Here is a 21,506-nt window from a genome sequence, read left to right on the forward strand (position 1 = left end):
GCAAAGATAGCATCACTAGGATTGAGCGTCGAGTCTCGAGAACCCTCCCGCGTGCGACAATAGCGAGTTCGCATCACCGACGCCGCCAAAAAAGGAGGGGCCCAAACCTTGGGCCCCTTCCCGATCGATCCGGCCCTTGATTACCTGGCTGGGGCGGAATTGCACCAGTCGTAGATGCTGAGCGCCATGACCTTGATGGCCGTCAGGTAATCATCGATCGACACATACTCGTCGTTCGCATGCATGACCGCCGTCGAACCGGGTCCGAAGATCACGGTCGGCGTATTCGCGTACTTGTTCAAGAACCGCGTGTCCGCCGCACCCTGGCGCCCCGAGATCGTGGGCTTCTTGCCAGTCACTTCGGTATAGACATCGCAGACGGTCTGCACGATCGGATGCTGGACCGGAATCTCCGAGGCCTCGGCGTCGTAGCCGACGAACTTCACCACGGGAGGATGGTCCTTCATCCAGGGATCCTGAGCCGCAACCTCGGCAATCTTCTTGACGAGGCTCTGCTTGACGCCCTCGTGGTCCTCGCTCGGAACCGTGCCGATCGATCCCTTCAGAACGGCGCTGGCCGGGAAGGCGCTCGGATAATTGCCGGCCTGGAAGCTGCCGATGATGCAGGGCAAGGAGTCGATGGCGCTCGGGTAGAGCGCGTGCTTGACGTTCGCAACGCGCTCGTCTTCCAGCTCCTGCACGGCTTTCACGATCTTGTTGCCGAGCTCGATGGCGCTGATGCCAAGGTAGCGCTGCTGGATACCGGCGGGTTTGCCTTCGATGTCGATCTGGAACCAGATACGCCCGATGCAAGCCGGCTGCACGAACAGGTCACTGGTCTCGCCGGAAATACCGGCATCCGCCTTGTATCCGCGGATGACAGTGTCGAGCGTGCCGTGTCCGCTGACTTCCTCGTCGATGACGATGTTGATCATGACATCGCCCTTCGGAGTGAGCCCAAGCTCCTTCAAGTACTGGACCGCGAGCACGTGGCTGGCAACGCCGCTCTTCATGTCGCACGAACCGCGGCCATAGATGCGCCCGTTCTTGATCGAAGCCGACCACGGATTGTCGCTCCATCCCTCGCCGTTGCCGACGGGGATCACGTCGGTGTGACCGTTGAGAAGCAGCGAGCGGCCGCCGCCGGTGCCTTTCAGGGTGGCAACGATATTGGGGCGATTCTCATAGCCGCGATCGACCGGGCGATAGCCGGGATGCTTCTTCAGCTCGTCCCAATTGGTCTCCCACATGTCGACCTCGAGACCGACCTCGGTCAGGTAGCCGTGCATGTGCTTCTGGATCGCAGCTTCGTCGCCGGTCACGCTCGGGATCGCGACCATATCCTGGAGGAACTTGATCGCGTGATCCTTCGAAGCGTCGACCTTGTCGAGGATCTTCTTGCGTACGGGGTCTGTCATCTGCTTGTCGCCTGTGTTGAGCGTTTTCCGGTTTCGTTACTTGGCGCGCAGGCGCGGGATGATCTCACGCGCGATGGTCTCGACCTGGTCCGCCTGATACTTGTACGGGACGAAGATGATCTTCTGGACGCCCAGCGCGATATGCTCGCGAAGCTGGGCGACGCACTCATCGACCGAGCCCATGATGGCGCTCTCGCGGCTGCAATCGCTGTGAGCCGGGAAATCCCACTCCTTGTTGAGCCAGTCCATCATGTCGGCTTCGACCGCCTGCCGTGATTTGCCGATCATGATCGGCAGCTGCGAGGCGTTCTTCAAAGTCGACGGATCCTTGCCGCCCTCCTTGGCGAAGTTGATGATCTTGTCCCAGGACTTCTTGAAGTCGGCGGGACGATAGAAGTAGGTCAGCCAGCCATCCCCGTTCAGAGCGGCGCGCTTCAGCACGGGATCGGCGTATCCGCCGATCAGCAGCGGAATTTGCGGCTGCGCCGGCTTGGGATACATCACCGCCTTCGAAATGTTGTGGCGCATGTATTCGCCGGTCACCGACTCTTCGGTCCACAGCCGGCGCATGATCTCAAGATTTTCATCCATGATCTTGCCGCGCTTCTCGAAGGGAATGCCGAGCGCATCGAACTCGCGCTTGTACCATCCGGACGCCATGCCCATGATCAGGCGGCCTTCGGACAGCTGATCCATGCTCGAGAGCTGCTTGGCGAGAGCCACCGCGTTACGGAGCGGCAGAACCAGGATGCCGGTGCCCATCTTGATCCGCTTCGTGCGCGCAGCAATGCCCGTCAGCGTCGTCAACGAATCGATGATCGGGAAGTTCGGATCGACGCCGAGGAGCATGTGATCCCAGACCCAGACCGAATCATAGCCGAGCTCCTCGACCCGAACGCCGTACTCGACGAGCGCCCGGGCGTTGGGCATTTCGGGATAGGCGGTGAAGTTGCGCGCGGCAATACCAAACGTGTTGGCGAGCGTGGTCATCAATAGATCTCCGGACTTGGTGTAGCTTTAAGCGGTGAAGAGACGGTCGGGATCGAGCATCCGCAGCGTCTCGAGTTCGTGGTCGGTCGGCGGCGACGTGACGTGGAGGTTCTCGTCGAAGTCGAGCCTGAAGCCGGTATTGTCCTGTACTTCCTCGCGGCCGACGCCGGGATTGAGCGCGAGCACCTTGATGCGCCGGGTCCTGTCGTCGAAGCCGAACACGGCGAGCTCGGTAATCACGCGCCACATGCCGCCGCTCGGCAGGCCGGAGTCGCGCCGGCTGGTGCCGCCGCGAATGAACCCGGGGCTGGTGATGAAGTCGACCTTTTCGACGAAGCGCCGCTTCTCGTGCTTCATCGCGACGATCATGTTGGTCAGGCTGGAGATGTCATTGCCGCCGCCGGTACCCGGCAGGCGCGTCTTCGGCTTGGCCGGGTCGCCGATGAACGACGAGTTCAGATTGCCGAACTGATCGATCTGGGCGCCGCCCATGAAGCCGACATCGACGTAACCGCGCTGGAGCAGCAGCAGGACATCGGCGCTGCCGAGGACCATGTTGGCGCGCTTGGTGCAGCGCTGGTCGTTGGTCGACGGCGGCAATTTGCCCGGCTCGACGAAGGCGCCGACCACGCCGCCCTCGAACAGAATGGTCAGGGCTGGACAGCGGGTGCGCTGGGCCAGGGTTGCAGCGAGCAGCGGCACGCCGATGCCGGCGAAGACCACCTGCCCGTCCTGCAGCTGGCGCGCGCTCAAGATCGCGAGAATTTCGCTTGCGGTGTAGCGCTGCGCCTCAGTCATTGTAGATGCTCCTGCCCTTCTGCGTTGCCTCCAACACCTCATCCATGCCGATCAGCGAGAGATATTCGTTCCAGGACTTCGGGCTGTAAAAATAGCGGTCGAGATATTCCTGCATGCCCTTCACGGGATCCGCGTTGACCTGCGCGACATAGGCTTCCATGTGCCGCATCATCGGCTCATAGAGGCCGTAGCACTCGTGCGGCGCCGATCCGTAGGGAACCTCGACCACGGCATCGACACAGAAGAACGGGATCTTGGTCTGGTCCGGCGCGCGCCGGATCTGGTCGTTCGAGACGATCCGCTCGGTCGTGAGGATCACGCTGTTGGCAGCGAGCGCGAGATCGATGTCCATGAATTGCAGGCCGTCGATCTGGGCGTTACCGTAGGGGTCGCAGCGCTGGACGTGGATCAGCGCGACGTCGGGGTTGAGCGCGGGGACCAGCAGCAGCTTCTCGCCCGTGAACGGACAGTCGATCTGCTTGGCTTCGGGACGCTGACCAACGATATCCGACCCCAACATGGCGCGGGTCGGCAGGAACGGAACACCCATGCCGCCGGCGCGAAAGCGCATGCCGACAGCCATGTGGCTCCATTCCTCATAGCGCTTGCCGCCACTCTCCACGTGATGCCGCATCACCTTGGACAGGCCCCAGAGAATACCTTGGGCGAACCAGCTGGTGACGACGTGGTTCGCGATGCCGGATCCGAACACGAGGTCGCCGTCCGTCGAGACGATGCAGCGCGAAATCGAAAGGTCCTTGCGACGCTGGCGGATCAGCTCCCAGAGCAGCGCCATCGGCGTGCGGGACATGGTCGACCCGCCAATACCCACTTTCATGCCATCTTGGACGAAGCCTGCCGCTTCCTCGAGCGACACCACCTTTTCGCGCAGGCTGCGGTCGCGCTGCGCCATCTTCTCTCTGAGCCGCGTGTACGGCTCCACCAGGGTATCCGGCAAAACATCCTCCTTGTCGGCAACCGGCAGCGGCTGAGGAGCGAACCGCAGGCCCTTCCTGCCAATTGGACCTATCGTACTAATGTTAGTCCCATACGTCTAGCAGAATCTTCGCGACGGCCGATCGTGACGGATTCGGTCTCCGCGATATGCCTTGGGTTTGCGATCGCCGGGCGCACAGTAAAACGACGAGCAATGCCTACCTTTGCAGCCTGGTCTTCCCGACTCTCCCGACTCTCGCTATCCGCTGTGCGAGCGGCCGGAGTTGCCGCAGTGCTGACCTGGTCAGCTCAGGATGGGAACTCGAAGCGACGGCATAAGGACCATAAGCCGATAGATAGGATGTCCTGCCCTGCATCACGGCCTTTGGCACAGATCATGCTTATGAACCAGCGTCGCTTTCGAGAGCGTCGCATGCAGCGCGCTGCTTCGATGGCGATCACCCGGTTGAAGCGAGCGCGTGGCGCGGCAGCGGGCGCACAGGCGTCAACAAGAACCAACAAGAGAGGATGGACCGTGGAGCATTATCTTACCTCGACACCAGATCATCTTCATTGGGGACTGTGGGATGGTCGGCTCAGTCCCGTCATCAGAATTGCGTCTGGTGATCGGGTAACGATCGAAACGCTATCGGCCGAGCCGGATGAAGCGTTCGATCTCGTGAGCGACCTGGTCGAACCGCTTGGCTGCAGCGACATCCCCGCGTCCCACGGAGCCGCACCGCGGCTATTGACCGGACCGATCCACATCGAGGGCGCCGAACCGGGTGACGTGCTCGAGGTTCGGGTCCTCGATGTCCGCTTGCGATCGGACTGGGGTTGGAACATGAGGGCCCCAACGAGCGCTGCGCGGGAAACGTCATTGGACTTTTGCTGCCGGTATGTCCCGCTCGATCGCACGCGCAACATCGCGCGCCTGCCCTGGGGACGGGAGCTGAGGTTGTCGCCGTGCTTTGGCAACTTTGGTGTCGCGCCGCCGGCGAACTGGGACCCCCGCAAGCCGAACGAAGCGAATGGTTTCAGCGGGCGCATCGACAACAGGGATCTCGGCGTCGGATGCACCGCCTATTTCCCGATCTTCGTCGCAGGCGCATTGTTCTCGGCGGGTCATGGCCACGCGCTGCTGGACGATGGGGCTGCGCAGCTCTCCGCCATCGAAACGGCGCTCGCCGGCACGTTCGAATTTCACATTCGCCGCAATCTGCATCTGGCGACCCCTCGGGTCGAGACCACATCCGCGTCGGCCAGCACATCGACCGTCAATGCGTTCACACCGCAAGGCCGCAGCCAACGCACGAACTAGTGTTGCACGCCGCGCACAGCGCCTTGGCTCATCGTCGCCCGTGCAATGACACCGTCTATTGCTGCTGCAACGCCCGCTCAACGATAGCCACGGCTTCCGGAGGAGCCTTGGCCTTCCACATTGCGATTGGTGCCGACGCACCTTGCTTGAGCGCGGCGAGAACAGGAGCCGGCGCCGGCTCCGCGATCTCAACCCCGTTGGCGCGCATGCGCGCATAATTCTCGACTGTGCGATTGGCCAGAAGCTGGAACTGGCTTTGTTCCGTCTCGGCAGCCACCTGCATCACCTGGCGTTGAACCGATTCCGGCAGCGCTTCAAAGGCATCGGTCCTTACAAAAGCAATCGAGATCGGAATCGCGTAGTTGATCGCCGTGAAATGGGTCAGATCCTGCCAGAGCTTTCGGCCGGCCCCGCCATCGCCAGACGTCAGGATAGCATTCAGCACATGGCTTCTTACCTTGGCGATTGCCTCGTTGAACGGAAGATACTCCGCCGTTGCACCGACCGCGCGCATGACCTCGGCCGAATTGTAGTCATACGTCCGCGCGGCAATGGATCGCAGGTCCGCCGGCGTCGAGATTGGCTGGACAGTCCAGAGGCCGGTGGACGGCCAAATGGTGATGTACAGGAGCTTGAGGCCCTGTGCGGCCAACGCCTTCTCGTAGAGTGGCCGCGCGCGTGCGTTGATGGTCCGCGCCGCCTCGATGGACTGGACGACAAACGGCAGCGACGGCAGACCAAATACCGGATCGGACGCTTCGAGTGGCCCCGCGAATGCATCGCCACCGGCAATCCGTCCCTCTTGGGCCGCACGCAGCATTTCGCCGGAGCTGATCTTCAACTCGTTATCGAACGCATTGCGGACCGTAACGTATCCGTTCGTCTGTGTGGACACGAGCTCCGCGAATTTTGCCAAGCCAACTCCCGAGATATTGCTTCGAGGATATTCCGTCGCCATCTGCCACGCCACTTGAGCGGACGCAGGTGCGCTGAAGAAGGCCGTCGACGCGATGAGAAGAAGCGCCGCCATGGCAGAGCGCAGACCGGCCCAACTGGTCGACCAAGGCAAATCAGAATCCGAATCGAGCACCGGATATATCCCGCAGGCACAGTTTGACTTCGATCAGTCTTGCCTATGCTGACGGGGCCGTCAAACATGCCGTCCTGGACCGGCGAGTGCCCGTCATCGCTTGCTGCTACGCCGTTTCTCGGCACGGCGCGGCGCCGCCTTTGCCGTCGCGCGGGCCTTGCTCGGCTTTGGTGCCTGCAACCCGTAGGACGAGAACCCCTTCGCGGTGTCGGCGATCTCCTCGTCGCTCAGGATGATCCGCGAGTCGAGCGCAAGCGAGAGGTAGTACTGCCGCGCGAGGGTCTCGAGCTCGACCGCGAGCCACATCGCCTTGTCGAGATTGGCGCCGAGCGCGATCATGCCGTGATTGGCGAGCAGGCAGCCATTGCGACCCTCCAGCGCGGCGATCGCATGATCGGACAATTCCTTGGTGCCGTAACGCGCGTAGCCGGCGCAGCGGATGTCGGTGCCGCCGAATGCCGCCATCATGTAGTGGCAGGCCGGGATCGGCTTGCGCGCGATCGCAAGCACGGTCGCATAGGTCGAGTGGGTATGGACGATGGCGCCGACATCGGGCCGGGCGCGCGTGATGTCGAGATGGAAGCGCCATTCGGTAGAGGGCTGCAGCGGCCCCTCCCACGCGCCATCGTCGCCCTCGAGCGACATCGACGCGATCATCTCCGGCCTCATCGAATCATACGGGGTCGCCGAGGGCGTGATCAGCATCCTGTCCTTGTAGCGGGCGGAGATGTTGCCCGATGTCCCCTGGTTGAGACCCGACGCATTCATCCATCGGCACTTGGCAATGATCGCCTCGCGCAATTGTCGTTCCTCACGGGTCATACGGACTGCCTTTCTCTTCAGCACGAATTGCCTCTTCAGCAGGGATTGCGTGGCGGCTCGCCGATGTCTTGCACCGCCAACTGTCCTCTTTACTCTGGACCAGCGTAGGACCCCGCCGCTTCATCCCTTCTCGGCGGAGAGGAACAGGCGATAGGCCGGGTTCTCGCTCTCGTTCCAGTAGGGATAGCCGAGCGCGTCGAGCGCCTGAACGAACCGGGCGCGCTCCGAAGGCTTGACTTCGATGCCTGCCAGGATGCGTCCGTAGTCGGCGCCATGATTCCGGTAGTGAAACAGCGAAATGTTCCAGTCGGGCGCTAGGCTCTCAAGGAATTTCAACAACGCGCCAGGACGCTCGGGAAACTCGAAGCGGTAGATCACCTCGTCCCTCAGAAGCGGCGCGCGACCACCCACCATGTAGCGCACATGGTCCTTGGCCATTTCGTTCTCGCTCAGATCCAGGATCGGATAGCCCTCGCGCCGCAGCAGCTCCATGACTTCCCGCTTCTCGGCCTCGCCGCGGCTCAGCGCGATGCCGACGAACAGCTGCGCCGGCGCGGTCGTCTCGGCGAAGCGGTAGTTGAATTCCGTGATGGCCCGCGAGCCGAGGATGCGGATGAAATGGCGATAGCTGCCCGGCTTCTCCGGCACCGTTACCGCAAGCAGCGCCTCCCGATGTTCGCCGACCTCGGCGCGATCGGCGATGGTGCGCAGCCGGTCGAAATTCAGATTGGCGCCGCTGTTGACGGCAATCAGGCTGCCGTCGCTCAGCGCGCCGCGCTCGGCATAGGCCTTGAGGCCGGCGAGCGCCAATGCGCCGGAGGGCTCAGCAACCGATCGCAAATCGTCGAAGATATCCTTGATGGCCGCGCACATGGCGTCGGTGTCCACGGTGACGACTTCGTCGAGCAGGTCGCGGCAGAGCCGGAACGTCTCCGTTCCGACCTTGCGGACCGCGACGCCGTCGGCGAACAATCCGACCTGATCCAGCGCGACAACGCAGTCCTTGGCGAGCGCGGCCGCCATCGAGGCGGCGTCGGCCGGCTCCACGCCGACGACCTTGATCGAGGGGTTGAGGAATTTCACGAAGGCGGCGACGCCGGCCGCCAGCCCGCCCCCGCCGATCGGCACGAAGATCGCCTCGATCGGATCGGGATGCTGGCGCAGGATTTCCATCCCGACGGTCCCCTGGCCGGCAATCACGTCAGGATCGTCGAACGGATGCACGAAGGTCAGGCCGCGCGCGACCTCGATCTCCCTGGCCTTGGTTTGCGCGTCGTCGAACGTGTCGCCATGCAGCACAACGTCGCCGCCCAGACGCCGGACGGCCTCGACCTTGATGGCCGGCGTCGTCCGCGGCATCACGATCGTCGCGGGAATGCCGAGCTTGCGCGCAGACAGCGCCACACCCTGCGCGTGATTACCCGCCGACGCGCAGATGACGCCTTGTCTTCGCTGCGCGTCCGGCAGCCGGACGATCTTGTTATAGGCGCCGCGAAGCTTGAACGAGAAGATCGGCTGAAAATCCTCCCGCTTCAGCAAGACGGCGCGCGACAAGCGCTCCGAGAGCCGCGGCATCGGATCGAGCGGCGTCTCGACCGCCACGTCGTAGACACGGGCGGTCAGGATGCGTTGGGCGTAGTCACGGAGCGCGTTGGCGGCAGTGGTCATCAGGTCGCTTCTGTCGATGGGGAGGCAATCCATATCGGTTGCACCTGCCCATCGTCGGCGCCGCCCTGGCGAGCAGACGGCACGGAGCCGCCGCTACATCCAGCTCGAAGCATCGCATGACCGGAGGCTCGCGTGAAGCAAAGACCGCCGGATCAATCGTCTGGCCCAGCGCATATGAAGTCATCCGGGCCGTCGCAGGGGGCACTGCCAAAATATCGAAAACAACCCCATGCAAAGTAGCCGGCGGCGGCCGGCGTCGACCGGGCAACTTGACACGTCGGGCAATTCAGGGATATATTTCTAGTATTCCGAAACTGGCCACGGGCGCCTACGGCACCCGCAGCTGAATCGGTGCCCCAGCCAAAAATGCCGCCCTGGCGTTGACCGCTTCACGCGATGAGACGCGACGAATTCCATCCCCGGCCGTGGTCTCCGGGCGCTTCCCAGCCCGATTCGGAGACGATCAGCGTGTCCTCGAGCTTGATGTAGCCGCGCACCGGATGCAGCAGCGCGGTTTCGATCGAGATCACCATCCCGCATTCGAGCGGCCGGTCGGCGTCATACGGCGCGTAGGGTACCGGGCCGGTCGCGGTGAGGCGCGGCGCTTCGTGACTGACAAGCCCGATGCCGTGCGCGGTGAAGTCGAGCACAGCGCGATGCGACGAGGCTTTGACGGCCGCCTCGCCCGCCGCAATGATGTCGCCACCCAAGGCGCCCGGCCGGATTGCGCGCCGGGCCACTTGCTGGATTTCCTCGACCTGTTGCAGCAACTCGCGCAGCTCGCTGTCGGGCTCACCCAGAATACCCATGCGGCTGAGGTCGCCGATATAGCCCCGGTAGTTTCCGCCGGAATCGATCGAGATCACGTCGCCCTCCGCAAGGCGCTGGTTCGACGGCGCGCGGTTATGGCTCTTGCCCGCGGCGATCAAGCAATATTCGAACACGAGATCACGTTCCTGCTCCTCACGGCGCAGACGGGCGACGACGTCGTTCTTGGTCATGCCCGGTGCACAGCCCTTGAACGTCGCCATCATCGCATCGACGACCCGTTCGGAAGCTTCCCTGATGAGATCCAGTTCGACCGGAGACTTGACGGCGCGAAGCCGTTCCAGCGTGAAATGGGCCTCGCGGACCTCGACGTGGCCAAGACCGGCAAGCAGATGATCCCTGGCGTCGGCCGGCAGGAAGCCGGCTTCGATGCCGACGCGCTTGGCGGCGCCCCCGAGCTTTCTCACATGATCAATGACGAGGCCGATCGCATCGATCGTCCCCCATGCACCCGCTTTGACAATCGGCGCCGATATTCGTCCGAGCTCATGCTCGAACTTCTCCATGCGGTTGCCGATGTAGATGGAATTTTCAGGGTGCCCTTTCTGATAGACGAAGACCGGCAGATAGCGGCTGGTGCCGATCGCCTCCATGACGTCGAAGAAGAAGAAACGATATCCACCGAGCACGTACTGCACGTTGTGACGCGAAGTAACGACCAGGATGTCGAGCCCCGCCTCATCCATCAGCCGATCGAGTTTTGCAGTATCGAACGGCGCCGCCGTTGCGATCGTGTCGTGCGCATTGTCCATGGTAAAACCTTCCGTCTTTCACTGTCCCGCAGCCGCTTTTGCGGCCAGCGGCGTCGGTGCGGCGCTCGAGCCCGCGTTTTCACCAAACAGAGCCACCGGGCGTCCGTGCGGCTCGACGCCAAGGAACGTAAAGGCAAGTCCAATCAGGAGGCCCGCGCCGGCAAGAAAGAAAAACGCCGGCATCACCGCCGCTGCGGTCGCGCTCGGATGCACGACATTATCCGCGCCGGCGATCAATGCGAGACACAGGGGACCTACGATCTTGCCGACCCCGTTTGAGAGCTGAGCAAGGCCGACCGCGCGTCCCGAAAGCTGGACCGGGAATATCTCCGCGGGATAAGGCCCGATGTTCGAAAATCCACCGTCGAAGAACACGGCGCCGATGATCAGGAAGACCAGGAACAGCGGGACCGAGCCGGCAAAGTCGTTGTGAAAATAGGCCGCCAGCGCCAGCGAGACCGCGGTGCCATAGCCCATCAACTGGCCACACGGCTTGCGCCCGATCCGATTGGCGAGAAAGGCAAAGCCGGTTCGGCCAACAACGCCGGCGAGGCTGACATAGATGAACATCTTCGCCGCATCCTGGGGCGCGACGCCAAGCAGCAGCGCCACAATCGTCGGTCCCCACAGGAAGACGCCGTAATTCGCTGTGCTGGCGCCGAACCAAACCAGGACCGTCAACCAGAAGCGCCGCTGCTCTGCAAAGAGATCGGCGAATGTCGCCGGGTTCGCCGGCGGCAGCGTAGGCAGAACAAATGACTCGCCGCCGACCCGGTAGAGCTTTCGGATGGCCGCCTGCGCCCCGCGCACGCGACCCTTGCTGATCAGCCAGCGTGGCGATTCCGGCATGATGATCATGGTCAGAACCGCGAGGATGATCGGCAGAAAGCCGACCGCCGCCAGGCCGCGCCAGCCGACCAGCGGCAACAGGAAGCTCGCCGTCACCGACGCCGACAGCACGCCAAAGGCGACCGGAACGACCACGAGGCTCGTGACCAAGGTGCGATGGCGGGTCGGTGCGAATTCGACGATGGCAGGAACTGCTGCCGCCGCGCCCGCGGCAAGGCCGAAGCCGACGAAAAAGCGTAGGATTGCGAATGCGACCCAGCCGTCTTCCGGAATGAACGCGATCGCGCCGGAGGTCAGGCCGCACAGCAGAACGCCGATAACCGCCAGCGGCTTGCGCCCGAAGCGATCGGCGAGGACGCCCGCGGCGAATGCTCCCAGCATCGCCCCGATGCCGGCGCTCATCAGCATGATCGAGGTCTGACCGAAGGTCAGGTGCCATTTCGGCGCCAGCACCGAGACCAGAAATCCAACCACAAAGAAATCGAAGAAATCGACCACGCCGGAGATGGCGAAGATGATGATCGATAGCCAATAGCGCGTCGTCACCGGCGCTTCGTCGAACGGCACGGCGCTCGTTTGCTCAGCCATGGTCTCCCCCTGTTGTTGTCAAGCCGCCTTCTTTTTTGGATTCAGAAATGCCGTCACCGCTTCCGCGACCCGCTCGGGGGCCTGGATCGATGCGACATGGCCGACGTCCGCGATGGTCTTGGTCTCGACGCGCGCAAGGTCGCGGGCGAGCGCAAATGTCTCGGCATTCGGGATCAGCCGGTCGTCGCCGCCCGCCAGCAGCAAGGTCGGGCGATCAAAGGCCGTCAGATCAGCGGCGACAGGCTGCGCGAGCAGGGCGCCACGTCGCGCCTTCTGGCCGTCGTCGCGGCTGGAGCCACGAAAGATGTCGATCAGTTCGGGCCGCGCGCGCAGGTAATCCGGCGGGAAGAAGAACTCCGCGATCTTCGGCGCGTTGCCTGCGGTGTCCGCGCGATAGGACGCGAGCTTGCGGAAGACATCCGCATTGACGTCCAGCGGACTCCTGTTGACCTTCCAGGTGCTGCTCAGGATCAGGCGGTCGATGCGGCCGGGATGGCGGGCCGCCAGCACCTGCGCGATCTGGCCGCCCAGCGAGGTCCCGAAGACATGGACACGATCGTAGCCGAGCCCTCCGATCAAGGCGGCGGCGTCATCAGCCAGGTCGGCCAGCGAATAGGACGACGGTGGATTCCTGGTGGCGCCGGAATCGCGCTGGTCATACGCGATCACGGTGAAATGCGCCGCCAGCGCAGGCGCAAGGCCGTCGAACATCGAATGATCGGCCTCGCCGCCATGCAGCAGCAGGATCGGCTCGCCGCGTCCGGTTTTCTCAAACGCCGTGACGACGCCGTTGGATTCGAACGATTGCATGGGAGCCTCCGCTAATGCAGCAACGTCGAGAGCGCGCCGGCCAACTCCTTCGCCGGATCCGACGGCACCCACGGCATCCGCCACGCCACGTGTCCATCGGGGCGCACCAGCACGGCGCCGCGCATGCCCAACTGGAATCCGTCCGCCGGGTCGGCTGACGGCAGTTGCTTGAGCGAGAGCGGCAGGCCGGTCTTCTCCGATACCTGCTTCCCCGCCTCCAGCCATTCGCTGCCGAGCGGACCCGTGACGACGGTGAATTCCTTGTCGAACCAGTCGAGCGTCGATTTCTTGCGCGAAGGCTCGAGCCACATATGCGGAAAACGCGCGCCGGGGCGATCCGTCGGCGTGTAGTAGCGGGAGTTCAGGGCCTTCGCGACGGTGCCGTCGGGGATCACCGCGCCCTCCTCGTAATTGTGTCCGAGGTTCTGCCCGATGCTGTGCAAATGATTGTCCATATCGTTGATCCAGAACCTGATCCGGTCCGGATTGCGCGATCGCACGGCGTCGTCGGTCAGCCCAAATCGCAGCCTGTTCCCGTAACTGAAATTGGCATTGGACTGCGCGATCGGACGGCGTTCGCTGGAATAGCTGTCGAGCAGCCTTTCGTCCGCGCGGCCCTTCAACACGAAGGCGAGCTTCCAGGCGAGATTGTGCGCGTCCTGAACGCCAGAGTTCAGGCCGAAGCCGCCGGTCGGCGGAAAGCGGTGCGCGCAGTCGCCGACCAGAAACACCCGGCCCTTTCGAAAGGTCTCGGCCACCTGCATGCTGACGCGCCAGATCGAACGGTTGAGAAGCGTGACGTCGAGGTCGGGAATGCCGACATGGCCGCGCGCGATCTCGATGAACTCCTGGTCGGTCCACGGCCGCTCGCGATCGTCCTTGGTCAGGCCGATTTGCGTCACGGTGAGCCAGCGATCCCGGCCGTTGGTGTTCAGGATGCCGGCGCGCGGCAGATCGGACCTGTCCGGGACGATGATGAAGCCCGCGGCCTCACGCGCGATCGGCAACCGCGACAGATCGGCCCGCCAATACTCGTTCGACATCACCGCCAGCGTGGACGGCCCGACCATCTCGATCCCCGCGCTGCGCCGCGTCTGGCTACCCGCGCCATCGGCGGCGATCAGGTAGGTCGCCGTCCACTGCGTCACCTCACCGGTCTTCTCGCAACGTGTCGTGACGTTGACGCCGCTGTTGGTCTCCTCGAACGATTCACAGGCCGTATTGAACAGGACCGTGGCGTGTTTTGACTGCTCGACCACGCGCAGAATTTCCTCCTCGACGGCGTCCTGGGCGACCAGGCTCTTCCAGGCGGGGGTATGCCCGACATTCGGCTCGGGGCGGGTGCGGCCGAACTCGTGACCCGCGATGCTGTCGAGGAACACGAACATGTCGGAGTTGTCCTGCAGGCCGCGGTCGCGGATCGCCTGCTCGATCCCCCACTGCCGGAAGATCTCCATGGTGCGGACCCAGCAGCCGCGCGACTTGGGATGATCTGTCGTCGTCGGGCTCTTCTCGACCACCACGCAGTCGATGCCGAAGCGATCGAGCAGCAATGACATCGCAAGCCCAACCGGGCCGCCGCCGGCGATGAATATGGACGTCTGGCGTGCCTCGTCGGTGGCGATGCCCATGCTCGTCTCTCCTCCGTTTGATCGTTGGGGAGAAGACTGCTCCTTTTTTGGTATCTCACAAGAATATGTTTGATATGGTATCCATCTCGATTTGAGATGGAGCGCCCATCATGGACCTGCGGCAGATCCGCTATTTCGTTGCCGTCGCCGAGCGTGGCGGCTTTGCCGCCGCAGCGAGCACGCTGAACGTCGCCCAGTCGGCGCTCAGCCGCCACGTCAAGGAACTTGAAGACGAGTTAGGCGGCGCCCTGCTCGAACGCGGCGCGCGCGGTGTCTCGGTCACGGAATCCGGCAAGGTGCTGCTCGCGCGCGGGCGCTGGCTGCTTGGCACGATCGACGACATCAAAGCCGAGGTGCGTACGGAAAATCGCGAGCCGAGCGGCACGGTGCGGATCGGCGCGCCGCCAAGCCTCGGCGATATCCTCTACCCGCCGCTTGCCCAGACATTCGTGAAGCAATTTCCACGCGTGCGGCTCGAGCTGAGTGAAGGCCTGACGGAAAATGCATCCGAACGCCTGCTGCGCGGTGAGCTCGATCTGGCGATCGTGACGACGCCGCCGCCCAACGATCACCTCGACTATGAACTGCTGATGGTCGAACAGGTGTTCCTGATCGGTCCGTCGCGCGATCCGCTGCTGAAGCGCGGCAGACTGACCCGCAAGGAGTTCGACGCCCTGCCATCCGCCGTGGGCCCGCTCAGCCGCAACCCGTTCCCGCCGACGATGCTCTGCGCGGTACGGGTCGACAACAGCACGCCGATGAAGCGCATGGTGGCCGCGGGCCTCGGCTATGCATTGCTGCCCTTTTCCGGCATTCACCAGGAAGTGGCTGCCGGTGCGCTATCGGCGGCGCTGTTGCCGTGGATGCGCGCCGACCGCGTCCTGGCATTGCCGCGTGGACGGCCGGTCAGCCGGGCAACGCGTGAAGCGATTGCAACGTTGAAGAAGATTTGCCGCGCTTTGATCGATGACGGGATTATCCTGACCGCGCCGGCACGCAAGAGCTGAGCATGATTCCGCGCTGCACGCGCGGCTCCATTCGCGGCATCCCGCCGCCCGTTCCAGGCGACCCGGCCTCACCGCGTCCGCTCCGGGTCCACCAATCGCCTTGACCATAGTTGTCATGACAACTATAGAGTCGTTCCAAGATTGGCGATCAAGCCGGCTGTTCCCGCCGTGGAACGCGCCTTGCAGCCGCCGGCAAGTCGTAGGGAGGACGTGATGAACGCTGCTTCGCAGAACCACGCGGCACGGCTGCGGGAGATTTCCCGGCTCATTGACGACCGGCCCAGCGAACGCATCTTCCAGGTCGATCGCCGGATCTTCAGCGATCCCGACGTGTTCGACGCCGAGCTGCGGCATATTTTCGAGGCCACGTGGAATTTCATCGGCCTGGAATCCCAGATCGCCCGGCCCAACGACTTCGTCACCACCCATATCGGCCGGCATCCGATTCTGGTGATGCGGAGCGCCGACGGCAAGGTCGGCGCATTCCTCAACACCTGCCGGCATCGCGGAACGATCGTCTGCCCCTTCAAGCAGGGCCGGCAGAAATTTCACGTCTGCCGCTATCATGGCTGGGCCTACGATTCGAGCGGACGCAACATCTCGGTGACCGAGGAAGCGAGCGGGCAGTATCCGCCCTCCTTCTCGAACCAGAATCACGACCTTCTCCCGGTCGCCCGGCTTGGCTCGTATCGCGGATTCCTGTTCGCGAGCCTCTCAGCCGACGTTCCACAACTGGAAGAGTTTCTCGGCGACACCCGCGCCTTCCTCGACCTCATCATCGATCAGAGCGACAGCGGTGAAGTCGAGTTCGTGCCGGGCGCCAGCACATACACCTTCGATGCAAACTGGAAGCTGCAGTTCGAAAACGGCCTCGACTACTATCATTTCGCGACCACCCATAGCTCCTACGTCGATATCCTGAAGAAGCGCAACGCCACCGCCGGACCGGACGCCGGTTTCACGGTTGAGCCGGAAGGCGAACAGGAAGGGCAAGGCAGCTTCAGCTTCGATTATGGCCATGCCGTCAACTGGTCGATCAAGCGGACGCAGCTCTATGGTCGTCCGCTCGGCATGGACGCGGCGCGTCTCAATGCCGTACGGCAACGCGTCGGCAGCACCCGCGCCAAGTGGATGCTTCGGCAACGCAATCTCACGATTTTTCCGAACCTGCAGGTCATCGACATCCTGTCGGCGCAGGTGCGGACCTGGCGGCCGCTCGCACCCGACAAGACCGAGATGGTGTCGCATTGTCTCGCTCCGGTCGGCGAAAGCGCAGCGGCGCGCACGCTGCGGATTCGCAACTACGAAGACTTCTTCAATGCCTCGGGGCTCGCGAGCTCCGACGATAACGTGATGTATGAATTCTGCCAGACCGGCTACGACGCGACGTCAGCCGCGCCCACGCAAGGCTATCTGCGCGGCGTTGCGGAGGTTGGCCACGGCGAAAGCGTGCATACGCGCGAACTCGGCATAACCCCGTCCGAATGGTCGTTCGGCCCCACCACCTTTGGCGGCGAGACGAATTTCCACCCCGGCTATCGCGAGTGGCGCAGGCTGTTGCAGCGCGCCGCGGGGGAGACGGCGTGATGGCTGACAGCGCAATCAAACATACGGATGTGCACGCGGTCGCCGCCGCGACCATCTTCCGCGAAGCCCGCCTGCTCGACACCGGCGAATGGACCGATTGGGTCGCGATGTACAGCGAGGATGCCGTCTATTGGGTGCCGGGATGGCTCGACGAATACACCGCCACCAATGATCCCGATACGCAGGTCTCGCTGCTCTACCACGATGCGCGGCGCGGGCTGGAAGAGCGGATCGCACGCATCGAGTCGCGCAAATCGATTACCGCGCTGCCGTTGCCGCGCACCGTGCACCAGATCTCGAACCTGGAAGCGTCCGAGAGCGCACCTGACGAGATCACCTGTCAGTCGGTGTTCTCAGTGCACGTCTACGACCCGCGCGTCGCCAAGGAGCATCTGCGCCACGGGCGCTATCAGCACACGCTGCGGCGTGAAGGCGACACCTGGAAGATCGCACGCAAGGTCATCACGCTGGTCAATGACCGGGTCCCGACCGTGCTCGATTTCTACAGCATTTGAGAGACCACATGACGGATCAAGGAATCTGGCACGAAGCTGCCGCACTCGGCGCGTTGAACGAGGGCGAACCTCACGGCATCGAGATCGCCGGCCACCACATCGCGCTCTACCGCGTCGGCAGCGAGTACTACGCCACCAGCAATATCTGCACCCATGCGGAGGCGCTCTTGTCGGACGGCATGCTGGACGGTTGCGAGATCGAATGCCCGCTGCATATGGGCCGCTTCGACATCAGGACCGGCGAGGCGCTGACCAGTCCGGTCGAGATCGACATCCAGACCTATCCCGTTCGCGTGGCGGGCGACCGGCTGGAAGTCTGCCTGCCCGCATAAGACGACCATCAAAAAGCAAGCATCGGGGGAAGCCGGGATGACCGAAGTCGTGATGGACAAGGCGGTGAGCGCGACCGCCGATCCGGAGATCGAACGCACCACCATCCGCAAGGTCGCGCTGCGCCTGATGTGGTTCGTGATGGCGATGTACTTTCTCGCCATTCTCGACCGCGGCAACATCTCGTTTGCCGCGCTGCAGATGAACAAGGAGCTCGGCCTCAATGCCGAGATGTTCGGCATCGCGGTCGGCATCATGTATTTCACCTATTCCATCTTCGAGATCCCGAGCAATCTCATCCTCAGCAAGTACGGCGCGCGCGTCACGCTGACGCGGATCGCGATCCTGTGGGGCATTGCCACGGTGCTGATGGCCTTCACGCAGGGGCCATTGAGCCTCTATGCTTTCCGCGGCTTCCTGGGCTTTGCCGAGTCCGGGCTGTTTCCCGGCGTCATGCTGCTGCTGAGCCTCTGGTTTCCGTTCAGCTATCGCGCCCGCTACAACGCCATGTTCAACTACGCGGTGCCGATCTCCTACATCTTCGCCTCGCTGATCTCCGGCGCCATCCTCGAGCTGAACGGAACGTTCGGCATCGCCGGCTGGAAATGGCTGTTCATCCTGGAAGGCGTGCCGCCCATCATCCTGGGGATCGTCGGCATCTTCTACCTGACCGACCGCCCGCAGCAGGCGACGTGGCTGTCGACGGCGCAGCGCAACTGGCTGACCGGCGCGCTGGAGCGCGATGCCAAGGCAACCGGGGTGGTGCATGCCGAGGGCGTGCTCAGGACCATCACCAAGCCGATGGTGCTGCTGTTCGGCCTGTGCAATTTCGGGCTGTTCTGCGGGCTCGCGTCGCTGTTCCCCTGGCTGCCGCAAATCATCAAGTCGTTCGGCCTGCCGAATTCGCAGGTCGGCTTCGTGACCGCGATCCCGCCGATCGCCGGCCTGATCGGCATGATTGCACTGTCGCGGCACTCCGATCATGTTGGTGAACGCTTCTACTATGCCGCGACGACCTTCGTGATCGCCGCAGCGGGCTTCGCAATCGCGGCCTTTTCCACATCGCCGGTCTGGATCATCATCGGATTCATGGTTGCCAATGTCGGCGTCTATGGTACGCAGGCCGTGTTCTGGACCATTCCGCAGTCCTACATGTCGCGGCAAAGCGCGCCGGGAGCGATCGGCCTGGTCAGTACCATCGGCAGCATCGGAGGCGCGACGATCCCGATCGTGATCGGACGCGCCAAGGACGATTCGGGCAGCTTCACCACCGGATTCCTCGTGGTAACAGGCGTTCTCCTCGTCGCGGCGGTGCTGGTGTTGATCGCGCGCACACAACTCGTGAAAGAATGAAAAATCGGACTGCCACAAGTCGCACCAAAGTCGCTGTCGCGCGCCGCGCCCCGCAAGAGGACGCGCGCTCGGAGCTGGTGATCGATTTCGGACGCTACGTGCCGACGGTGCTGTCGAGCCTCGTCGCGAAGTTGCGCGCGAACGCCAATGCGTTCTTCCCGCAAACCTATGGCGTCTCGCTCGCGGAATGGCGGGTGCTATCCTTTCTCAGGGAGCATGAGCCCGCCAGCGCCTACGACATCTGGACCAACGCGCAGCTGGACAAGGCCGTCGTCAGCCGCGAGACGACGTCGCTGAAGAAGAAGGGGCTGATCGAGCTGACCCCGGTCAGGGGCAGCGCCCGGAACCGGAGCGAGATCCGCCTCACGTCCCAGGGCGTGGCGCTGCTTGACCGCAGCCTCGACGAAATCCTGCGCCGGCACAGCAACCTCACGGCCGGCCTCGACGCCAGGACGCTGGACACCTTCTTCCGTGTCGTTGATCACATCGAGCACCGCATTCCTCACATGGCCGATCCGTCCGAACATGCCGCGCCGGCCCATGCGCCGGTCAAGCGCATTGCGAAGCGGAGATCGCCAACCGGCGCCTGAAGGCGGCAGGCCGGGACGGCGGCGATCGCGCAGATCGAAATCCGAGTCACGGTGCGGTGAGTGCACGAAGGAACCGGGCTCAATTTAGGTTTCAGTAAGCAAGTTGTAGCTAAAGTCGATCAGTGAGTTGCGTATAGGAGACTTCCAGTGATCGACTTTGACGAACTTCGTAGTATCGCCGCGGATGTTCGTATCTTTATCGATGCTTCGGAAGACAAGGGCGGTGCCTTGAAGGCCATCGTCGACGCCTACGATGTCGTCCTCGGCATCTTCCCCGCCGGCCCTGGAATGGACCTTCACGTGGTCAAGGGCACCGAGGTCCTCAATCACATCGCGCAGACCCAAGCCTCGTCGGGCTTCACGCATACCGCGATCGCCTTCCAGACCCGCGAGCAGGCTGTCGCGCTTGAGCACCTGATGGCGGCCTAGCCACCGGCGCAGAGCCGCTGACGACCCGCGCATTCTGCTTTGAGATCAAACGATTGCCCGCCATGCAGCGGGGGCGATATGCACTTTGTGCCAGTCTCGTCCCCAAGGCGCGCGGTCCTGACAAAACGGCGTCCCGACCCATCGATCCCGTGCCGTCGTCCGCGTTGCCTTCCCGGGCAAAACCGGCAAAAATCCCGTCCACGATTCCGCCGTGGGACGCGTGGATATGGGCCAGCATCTGACGGTCAGCACCGGCGAGCTTGACGGCTTCGAGGGACTCCACGACGCCGTCAAAGGCTCGCATGTCGAAGTCATGCAGCTTGAGCGCGGCAAGCTGCGCGGGACATTGTCCCATGTCGGGATCGGCGATTTCTCGCTCAGCATCGGCGCATTCAATGTCGGGGTCCGCACCCAGCGCACCTCGGCCGACGACAAGCTGATCATCGGAATGCTGCTGAACGCCACGGACCGCGTCACGCATTGGGCTTTCGACATGCAGCCGGCCGACGTGCTGGTGATCCCTCCGTCGGTCGAGCATGACGGCGTCTTTCACAAGGCCTCGTCCTATGCCGCCATTCGCTTCGACATGGCCGATCTGCCCGACATCTTCGGCGATGAGCCGCGGCTCGCCGATGCCGAAACATGGCAAGCAAAGAACCACTTTCGCGCCGACCCCACGCTCGGCATGGCCGGGGCGATCAGGCTGCCGCAGATCGTCTCGCATCTCGCCCGGTATCCGGACGCGCTGTCGGAGGCGTCGTCCGAGTTCTGGAAGCGCGCGATCATCGATTGCGTCAGGCCGACGGCGATCAAATCGCTGCCATCAGACGGAACCAGCTACCTGCCGTCGGCGATGAAGCTGGTACGCCACGTCGAGGACTATCTGCATGCCGCGGGCGCCCGCCCGGTCCATGTCTCGGAAATCTGCACCGAGCTTCGGCTGTCGCGACGCAGCCTGCACCGCGCCTTCCACGAGGTGTTCGGCGTCGGCCCGGTGACGTTCCTGCGCTACAAGCGGCTCTGCATGATCCGTTCGATCCTGCGCGAAAGCACGCCGGAGCAGACCACCGTTTCCAAGGTTGCGATCGAACAGGGCTTCATCGAGCTCGGGCGCTTCTCGCAATACTACCGCGCGATGTTCGGGGAGTACCCGTCGCAGACGCTCGGCTACGCCGGTTAGAACGATCCGGAGGC

20 protein-coding genes are annotated in these 21,506 nt (G+C 63.3%); 9 read left to right on the forward strand and 11 right to left on the reverse strand.

Annotation, left to right across the window (positions count from 1 at the left end):
* Nucleotides 1–140 precede the first annotated feature (140 nt).
* The 4 genes from JQ573_RS38230 to JQ573_RS38245 are packed head-to-tail and all read right to left on the reverse strand — an operon-like array spanning nt 141 to nt 4,119.
* Nucleotides 141–1,418 carry an ArgE/DapE family deacylase gene (locus JQ573_RS38230; protein WP_212316337.1) on the reverse strand — a complete coding sequence of 426 codons (1,278 nt, stop codon included), beginning with the start codon at nt 1,416–1,418 and terminating at the stop codon, nt 141–143.
* Nucleotides 1,419–1,454: 36 nt separating this feature from the next.
* On the reverse strand, nt 1,455–2,408 hold the full coding sequence (locus tag JQ573_RS38235) for an LLM class flavin-dependent oxidoreductase (RefSeq protein WP_207832125.1): 954 nt from the start codon (nt 2,406–2,408) through the stop codon (nt 1,455–1,457).
* A 27-nt stretch (nt 2,409–2,435) separates the two neighbouring features.
* Complete coding sequence (locus tag JQ573_RS38240; RefSeq protein ID WP_212316339.1) at nt 2,436–3,206, reverse strand: CoA-transferase subunit beta; 771 nt, start codon at nt 3,204–3,206, stop codon at nt 2,436–2,438.
* Complete coding sequence (locus JQ573_RS38245; RefSeq protein ID WP_212316513.1) at nt 3,199–4,119, reverse strand: CoA transferase subunit A; 921 nt, start codon at nt 4,117–4,119, stop codon at nt 3,199–3,201. Before JQ573_RS38245 ends, JQ573_RS38240 begins: the two co-directional genes overlap by 8 nt.
* A gap of 456 nt (nt 4,120–4,575) precedes the next feature.
* Between JQ573_RS38245 and JQ573_RS38250 the strand changes: the two genes are divergently transcribed.
* A complete protein-coding gene (locus JQ573_RS38250) occupies nt 4,576–5,463 on the forward strand; it encodes an acetamidase/formamidase family protein (RefSeq protein ID WP_249132738.1) in 888 nt (295 codons plus the stop codon).
* Between the two features lie 55 nt (nt 5,464–5,518).
* Here the strand turns inward: JQ573_RS38250 and JQ573_RS38255 are convergent, their stop codons facing one another.
* From JQ573_RS38255 to JQ573_RS38285, 7 genes are all read right to left on the reverse strand, one after another.
* Nucleotides 5,519–6,493, reverse strand: coding sequence for a TRAP transporter substrate-binding protein (locus tag JQ573_RS38255; RefSeq protein WP_212316515.1), 975 nt, complete (start codon nt 6,491–6,493; stop codon nt 5,519–5,521).
* A 153-nt stretch (nt 6,494–6,646) separates the two neighbouring features.
* Nucleotides 6,647–7,375 carry a class II aldolase/adducin family protein gene (locus JQ573_RS38260; protein WP_212316341.1) on the reverse strand — a complete coding sequence of 243 codons (729 nt, stop codon included), beginning with the start codon at nt 7,373–7,375 and terminating at the stop codon, nt 6,647–6,649.
* Nucleotides 7,376–7,495: 120 nt separating this feature from the next.
* Nucleotides 7,496–9,043, reverse strand: a complete 1,548-nt coding sequence (ilvA, locus tag JQ573_RS38265) for a threonine ammonia-lyase, biosynthetic (RefSeq protein WP_212316343.1) — start codon at nt 9,041–9,043, stop codon at nt 7,496–7,498.
* Nucleotides 9,044–9,432: 389 nt separating this feature from the next.
* On the reverse strand, nt 9,433–10,623 hold the full coding sequence (locus JQ573_RS38270; RefSeq protein ID WP_212316345.1) for a Xaa-Pro peptidase family protein: 1,191 nt from the start codon (nt 10,621–10,623) through the stop codon (nt 9,433–9,435).
* Nucleotides 10,624–10,641: 18 nt separating this feature from the next.
* Nucleotides 10,642–12,060 (reverse strand): MFS transporter, encoded by a 1,419-nt coding sequence (locus JQ573_RS38275; RefSeq protein ID WP_212316347.1) that lies wholly within the window; start codon nt 12,058–12,060, stop codon nt 10,642–10,644.
* Nucleotides 12,061–12,078: 18 nt separating this feature from the next.
* Nucleotides 12,079–12,870: an alpha/beta fold hydrolase gene (locus tag JQ573_RS38280; protein WP_212316349.1), complete on the reverse strand. Its 792-nt coding sequence runs from the start codon at nt 12,868–12,870 to the stop codon at nt 12,079–12,081.
* A gap of 11 nt (nt 12,871–12,881) precedes the next feature.
* Nucleotides 12,882–14,501 (reverse strand): FAD-dependent monooxygenase, encoded by a 1,620-nt coding sequence (locus tag JQ573_RS38285; protein WP_212316351.1) that lies wholly within the window; start codon nt 14,499–14,501, stop codon nt 12,882–12,884.
* A gap of 110 nt (nt 14,502–14,611) precedes the next feature.
* On the opposite strand from JQ573_RS38285, the gene JQ573_RS38290 reads away from it, so the two are divergent.
* The 8 genes from JQ573_RS38290 (at nt 14,612) to JQ573_RS38325 (ending at nt 21,492) form a co-directional block, all read left to right on the forward strand.
* Complete coding sequence (locus JQ573_RS38290) at nt 14,612–15,508, forward strand: LysR family transcriptional regulator (protein ID WP_212316353.1); 897 nt, start codon at nt 14,612–14,614, stop codon at nt 15,506–15,508.
* Between the two features lie 213 nt (nt 15,509–15,721).
* On the forward strand, nt 15,722–17,095 hold the full coding sequence (locus tag JQ573_RS38295; RefSeq protein WP_212316355.1) for an SRPBCC family protein: 1,374 nt from the start codon (nt 15,722–15,724) through the stop codon (nt 17,093–17,095).
* Nucleotides 17,095–17,610, forward strand: a complete 516-nt coding sequence (locus JQ573_RS38300; protein ID WP_212316357.1) for an aromatic-ring-hydroxylating dioxygenase subunit beta — start codon at nt 17,095–17,097, stop codon at nt 17,608–17,610. The genes JQ573_RS38295 and JQ573_RS38300 overlap by 1 nt, the downstream gene beginning before the upstream one ends.
* A gap of 8 nt (nt 17,611–17,618) precedes the next feature.
* Entirely contained in the window at nt 17,619–17,942 is a 324-nt protein-coding gene (locus JQ573_RS38305; protein WP_212316359.1) for a non-heme iron oxygenase ferredoxin subunit, read from the forward strand.
* A 37-nt stretch (nt 17,943–17,979) separates the two neighbouring features.
* Nucleotides 17,980–19,293 carry an MFS transporter gene (locus JQ573_RS38310; RefSeq protein ID WP_212316360.1) on the forward strand — a complete coding sequence of 438 codons (1,314 nt, stop codon included), beginning with the start codon at nt 17,980–17,982 and terminating at the stop codon, nt 19,291–19,293.
* Nucleotides 19,294–19,391: 98 nt separating this feature from the next.
* Nucleotides 19,392–19,883, forward strand: coding sequence for a MarR family transcriptional regulator (locus tag JQ573_RS38315; protein WP_212316361.1), 492 nt, complete (start codon nt 19,392–19,394; stop codon nt 19,881–19,883).
* 147 nt (nt 19,884–20,030) lie between these two features.
* Entirely contained in the window at nt 20,031–20,312 is a 282-nt protein-coding gene (locus JQ573_RS38320) for a hypothetical protein (protein ID WP_050401090.1), read from the forward strand.
* A gap of 226 nt (nt 20,313–20,538) precedes the next feature.
* Entirely contained in the window at nt 20,539–21,492 is a 954-nt protein-coding gene (locus JQ573_RS38325) for a helix-turn-helix domain-containing protein (protein ID WP_212316516.1), read from the forward strand.
* The last annotated feature ends 14 nt before the right edge of the window (nt 21,493–21,506 follow it).

Source organism: Bradyrhizobium sp. AUGA SZCCT0105, assembly GCF_018129565.1.
Classification (GTDB): domain Bacteria; phylum Pseudomonadota; class Alphaproteobacteria; order Rhizobiales; family Xanthobacteraceae; genus Bradyrhizobium.

Excerpts from the sequence above, each read along its gene's own strand:
- JQ573_RS38230 (WP_212316337.1), bottom strand. The coding sequence starts at position 1,418 with ATGACAGACCCCGTACGCAAGAAGATCCTCGACAAGGTCGACGCTTCG.
- JQ573_RS38235 (WP_207832125.1), bottom strand. The coding sequence starts at position 2,408 with ATGACCACGCTCGCCAACACGTTTGGTATTGCCGCGCGCAACTTCACC.
- JQ573_RS38240 (WP_212316339.1), bottom strand. The coding sequence starts at position 3,206 with ATGACTGAGGCGCAGCGCTACACCGCAAGCGAAATTCTCGCGATCTTG.
- JQ573_RS38245 (WP_212316513.1), bottom strand. The coding sequence starts at position 4,119 with ATGGCGCAGCGCGACCGCAGCCTGCGCGAAAAGGTGGTGTCGCTCGAG.
- JQ573_RS38250 (WP_249132738.1), top strand. The coding sequence starts at position 4,576 with ATGCAGCGCGCTGCTTCGATGGCGATCACCCGGTTGAAGCGAGCGCGT.
- JQ573_RS38255 (WP_212316515.1), bottom strand. The coding sequence starts at position 6,493 with ATGGCGGCGCTTCTTCTCATCGCGTCGACGGCCTTCTTCAGCGCACCT.
- JQ573_RS38260 (WP_212316341.1), bottom strand. The coding sequence starts at position 7,375 with ATGACCCGTGAGGAACGACAATTGCGCGAGGCGATCATTGCCAAGTGC.
- ilvA (WP_212316343.1), bottom strand. The coding sequence starts at position 9,043 with ATGACCACTGCCGCCAACGCGCTCCGTGACTACGCCCAACGCATCCTG.
- JQ573_RS38270 (WP_212316345.1), bottom strand. The coding sequence starts at position 10,623 with ATGGACAATGCGCACGACACGATCGCAACGGCGGCGCCGTTCGATACT.
- JQ573_RS38275 (WP_212316347.1), bottom strand. The coding sequence starts at position 12,060 with ATGGCTGAGCAAACGAGCGCCGTGCCGTTCGACGAAGCGCCGGTGACG.
- JQ573_RS38280 (WP_212316349.1), bottom strand. The coding sequence starts at position 12,870 with ATGCAATCGTTCGAATCCAACGGCGTCGTCACGGCGTTTGAGAAAACC.
- JQ573_RS38285 (WP_212316351.1), bottom strand. The coding sequence starts at position 14,501 with ATGGGCATCGCCACCGACGAGGCACGCCAGACGTCCATATTCATCGCC.
- JQ573_RS38290 (WP_212316353.1), top strand. The coding sequence starts at position 14,612 with ATGGACCTGCGGCAGATCCGCTATTTCGTTGCCGTCGCCGAGCGTGGC.
- JQ573_RS38295 (WP_212316355.1), top strand. The coding sequence starts at position 15,722 with ATGAACGCTGCTTCGCAGAACCACGCGGCACGGCTGCGGGAGATTTCC.
- JQ573_RS38300 (WP_212316357.1), top strand. The coding sequence starts at position 17,095 with ATGGCTGACAGCGCAATCAAACATACGGATGTGCACGCGGTCGCCGCC.
- JQ573_RS38305 (WP_212316359.1), top strand. The coding sequence starts at position 17,619 with ATGACGGATCAAGGAATCTGGCACGAAGCTGCCGCACTCGGCGCGTTG.
- JQ573_RS38310 (WP_212316360.1), top strand. The coding sequence starts at position 17,980 with ATGACCGAAGTCGTGATGGACAAGGCGGTGAGCGCGACCGCCGATCCG.
- JQ573_RS38325 (WP_212316516.1), top strand. The coding sequence starts at position 20,539 with ATGGGCCAGCATCTGACGGTCAGCACCGGCGAGCTTGACGGCTTCGAG.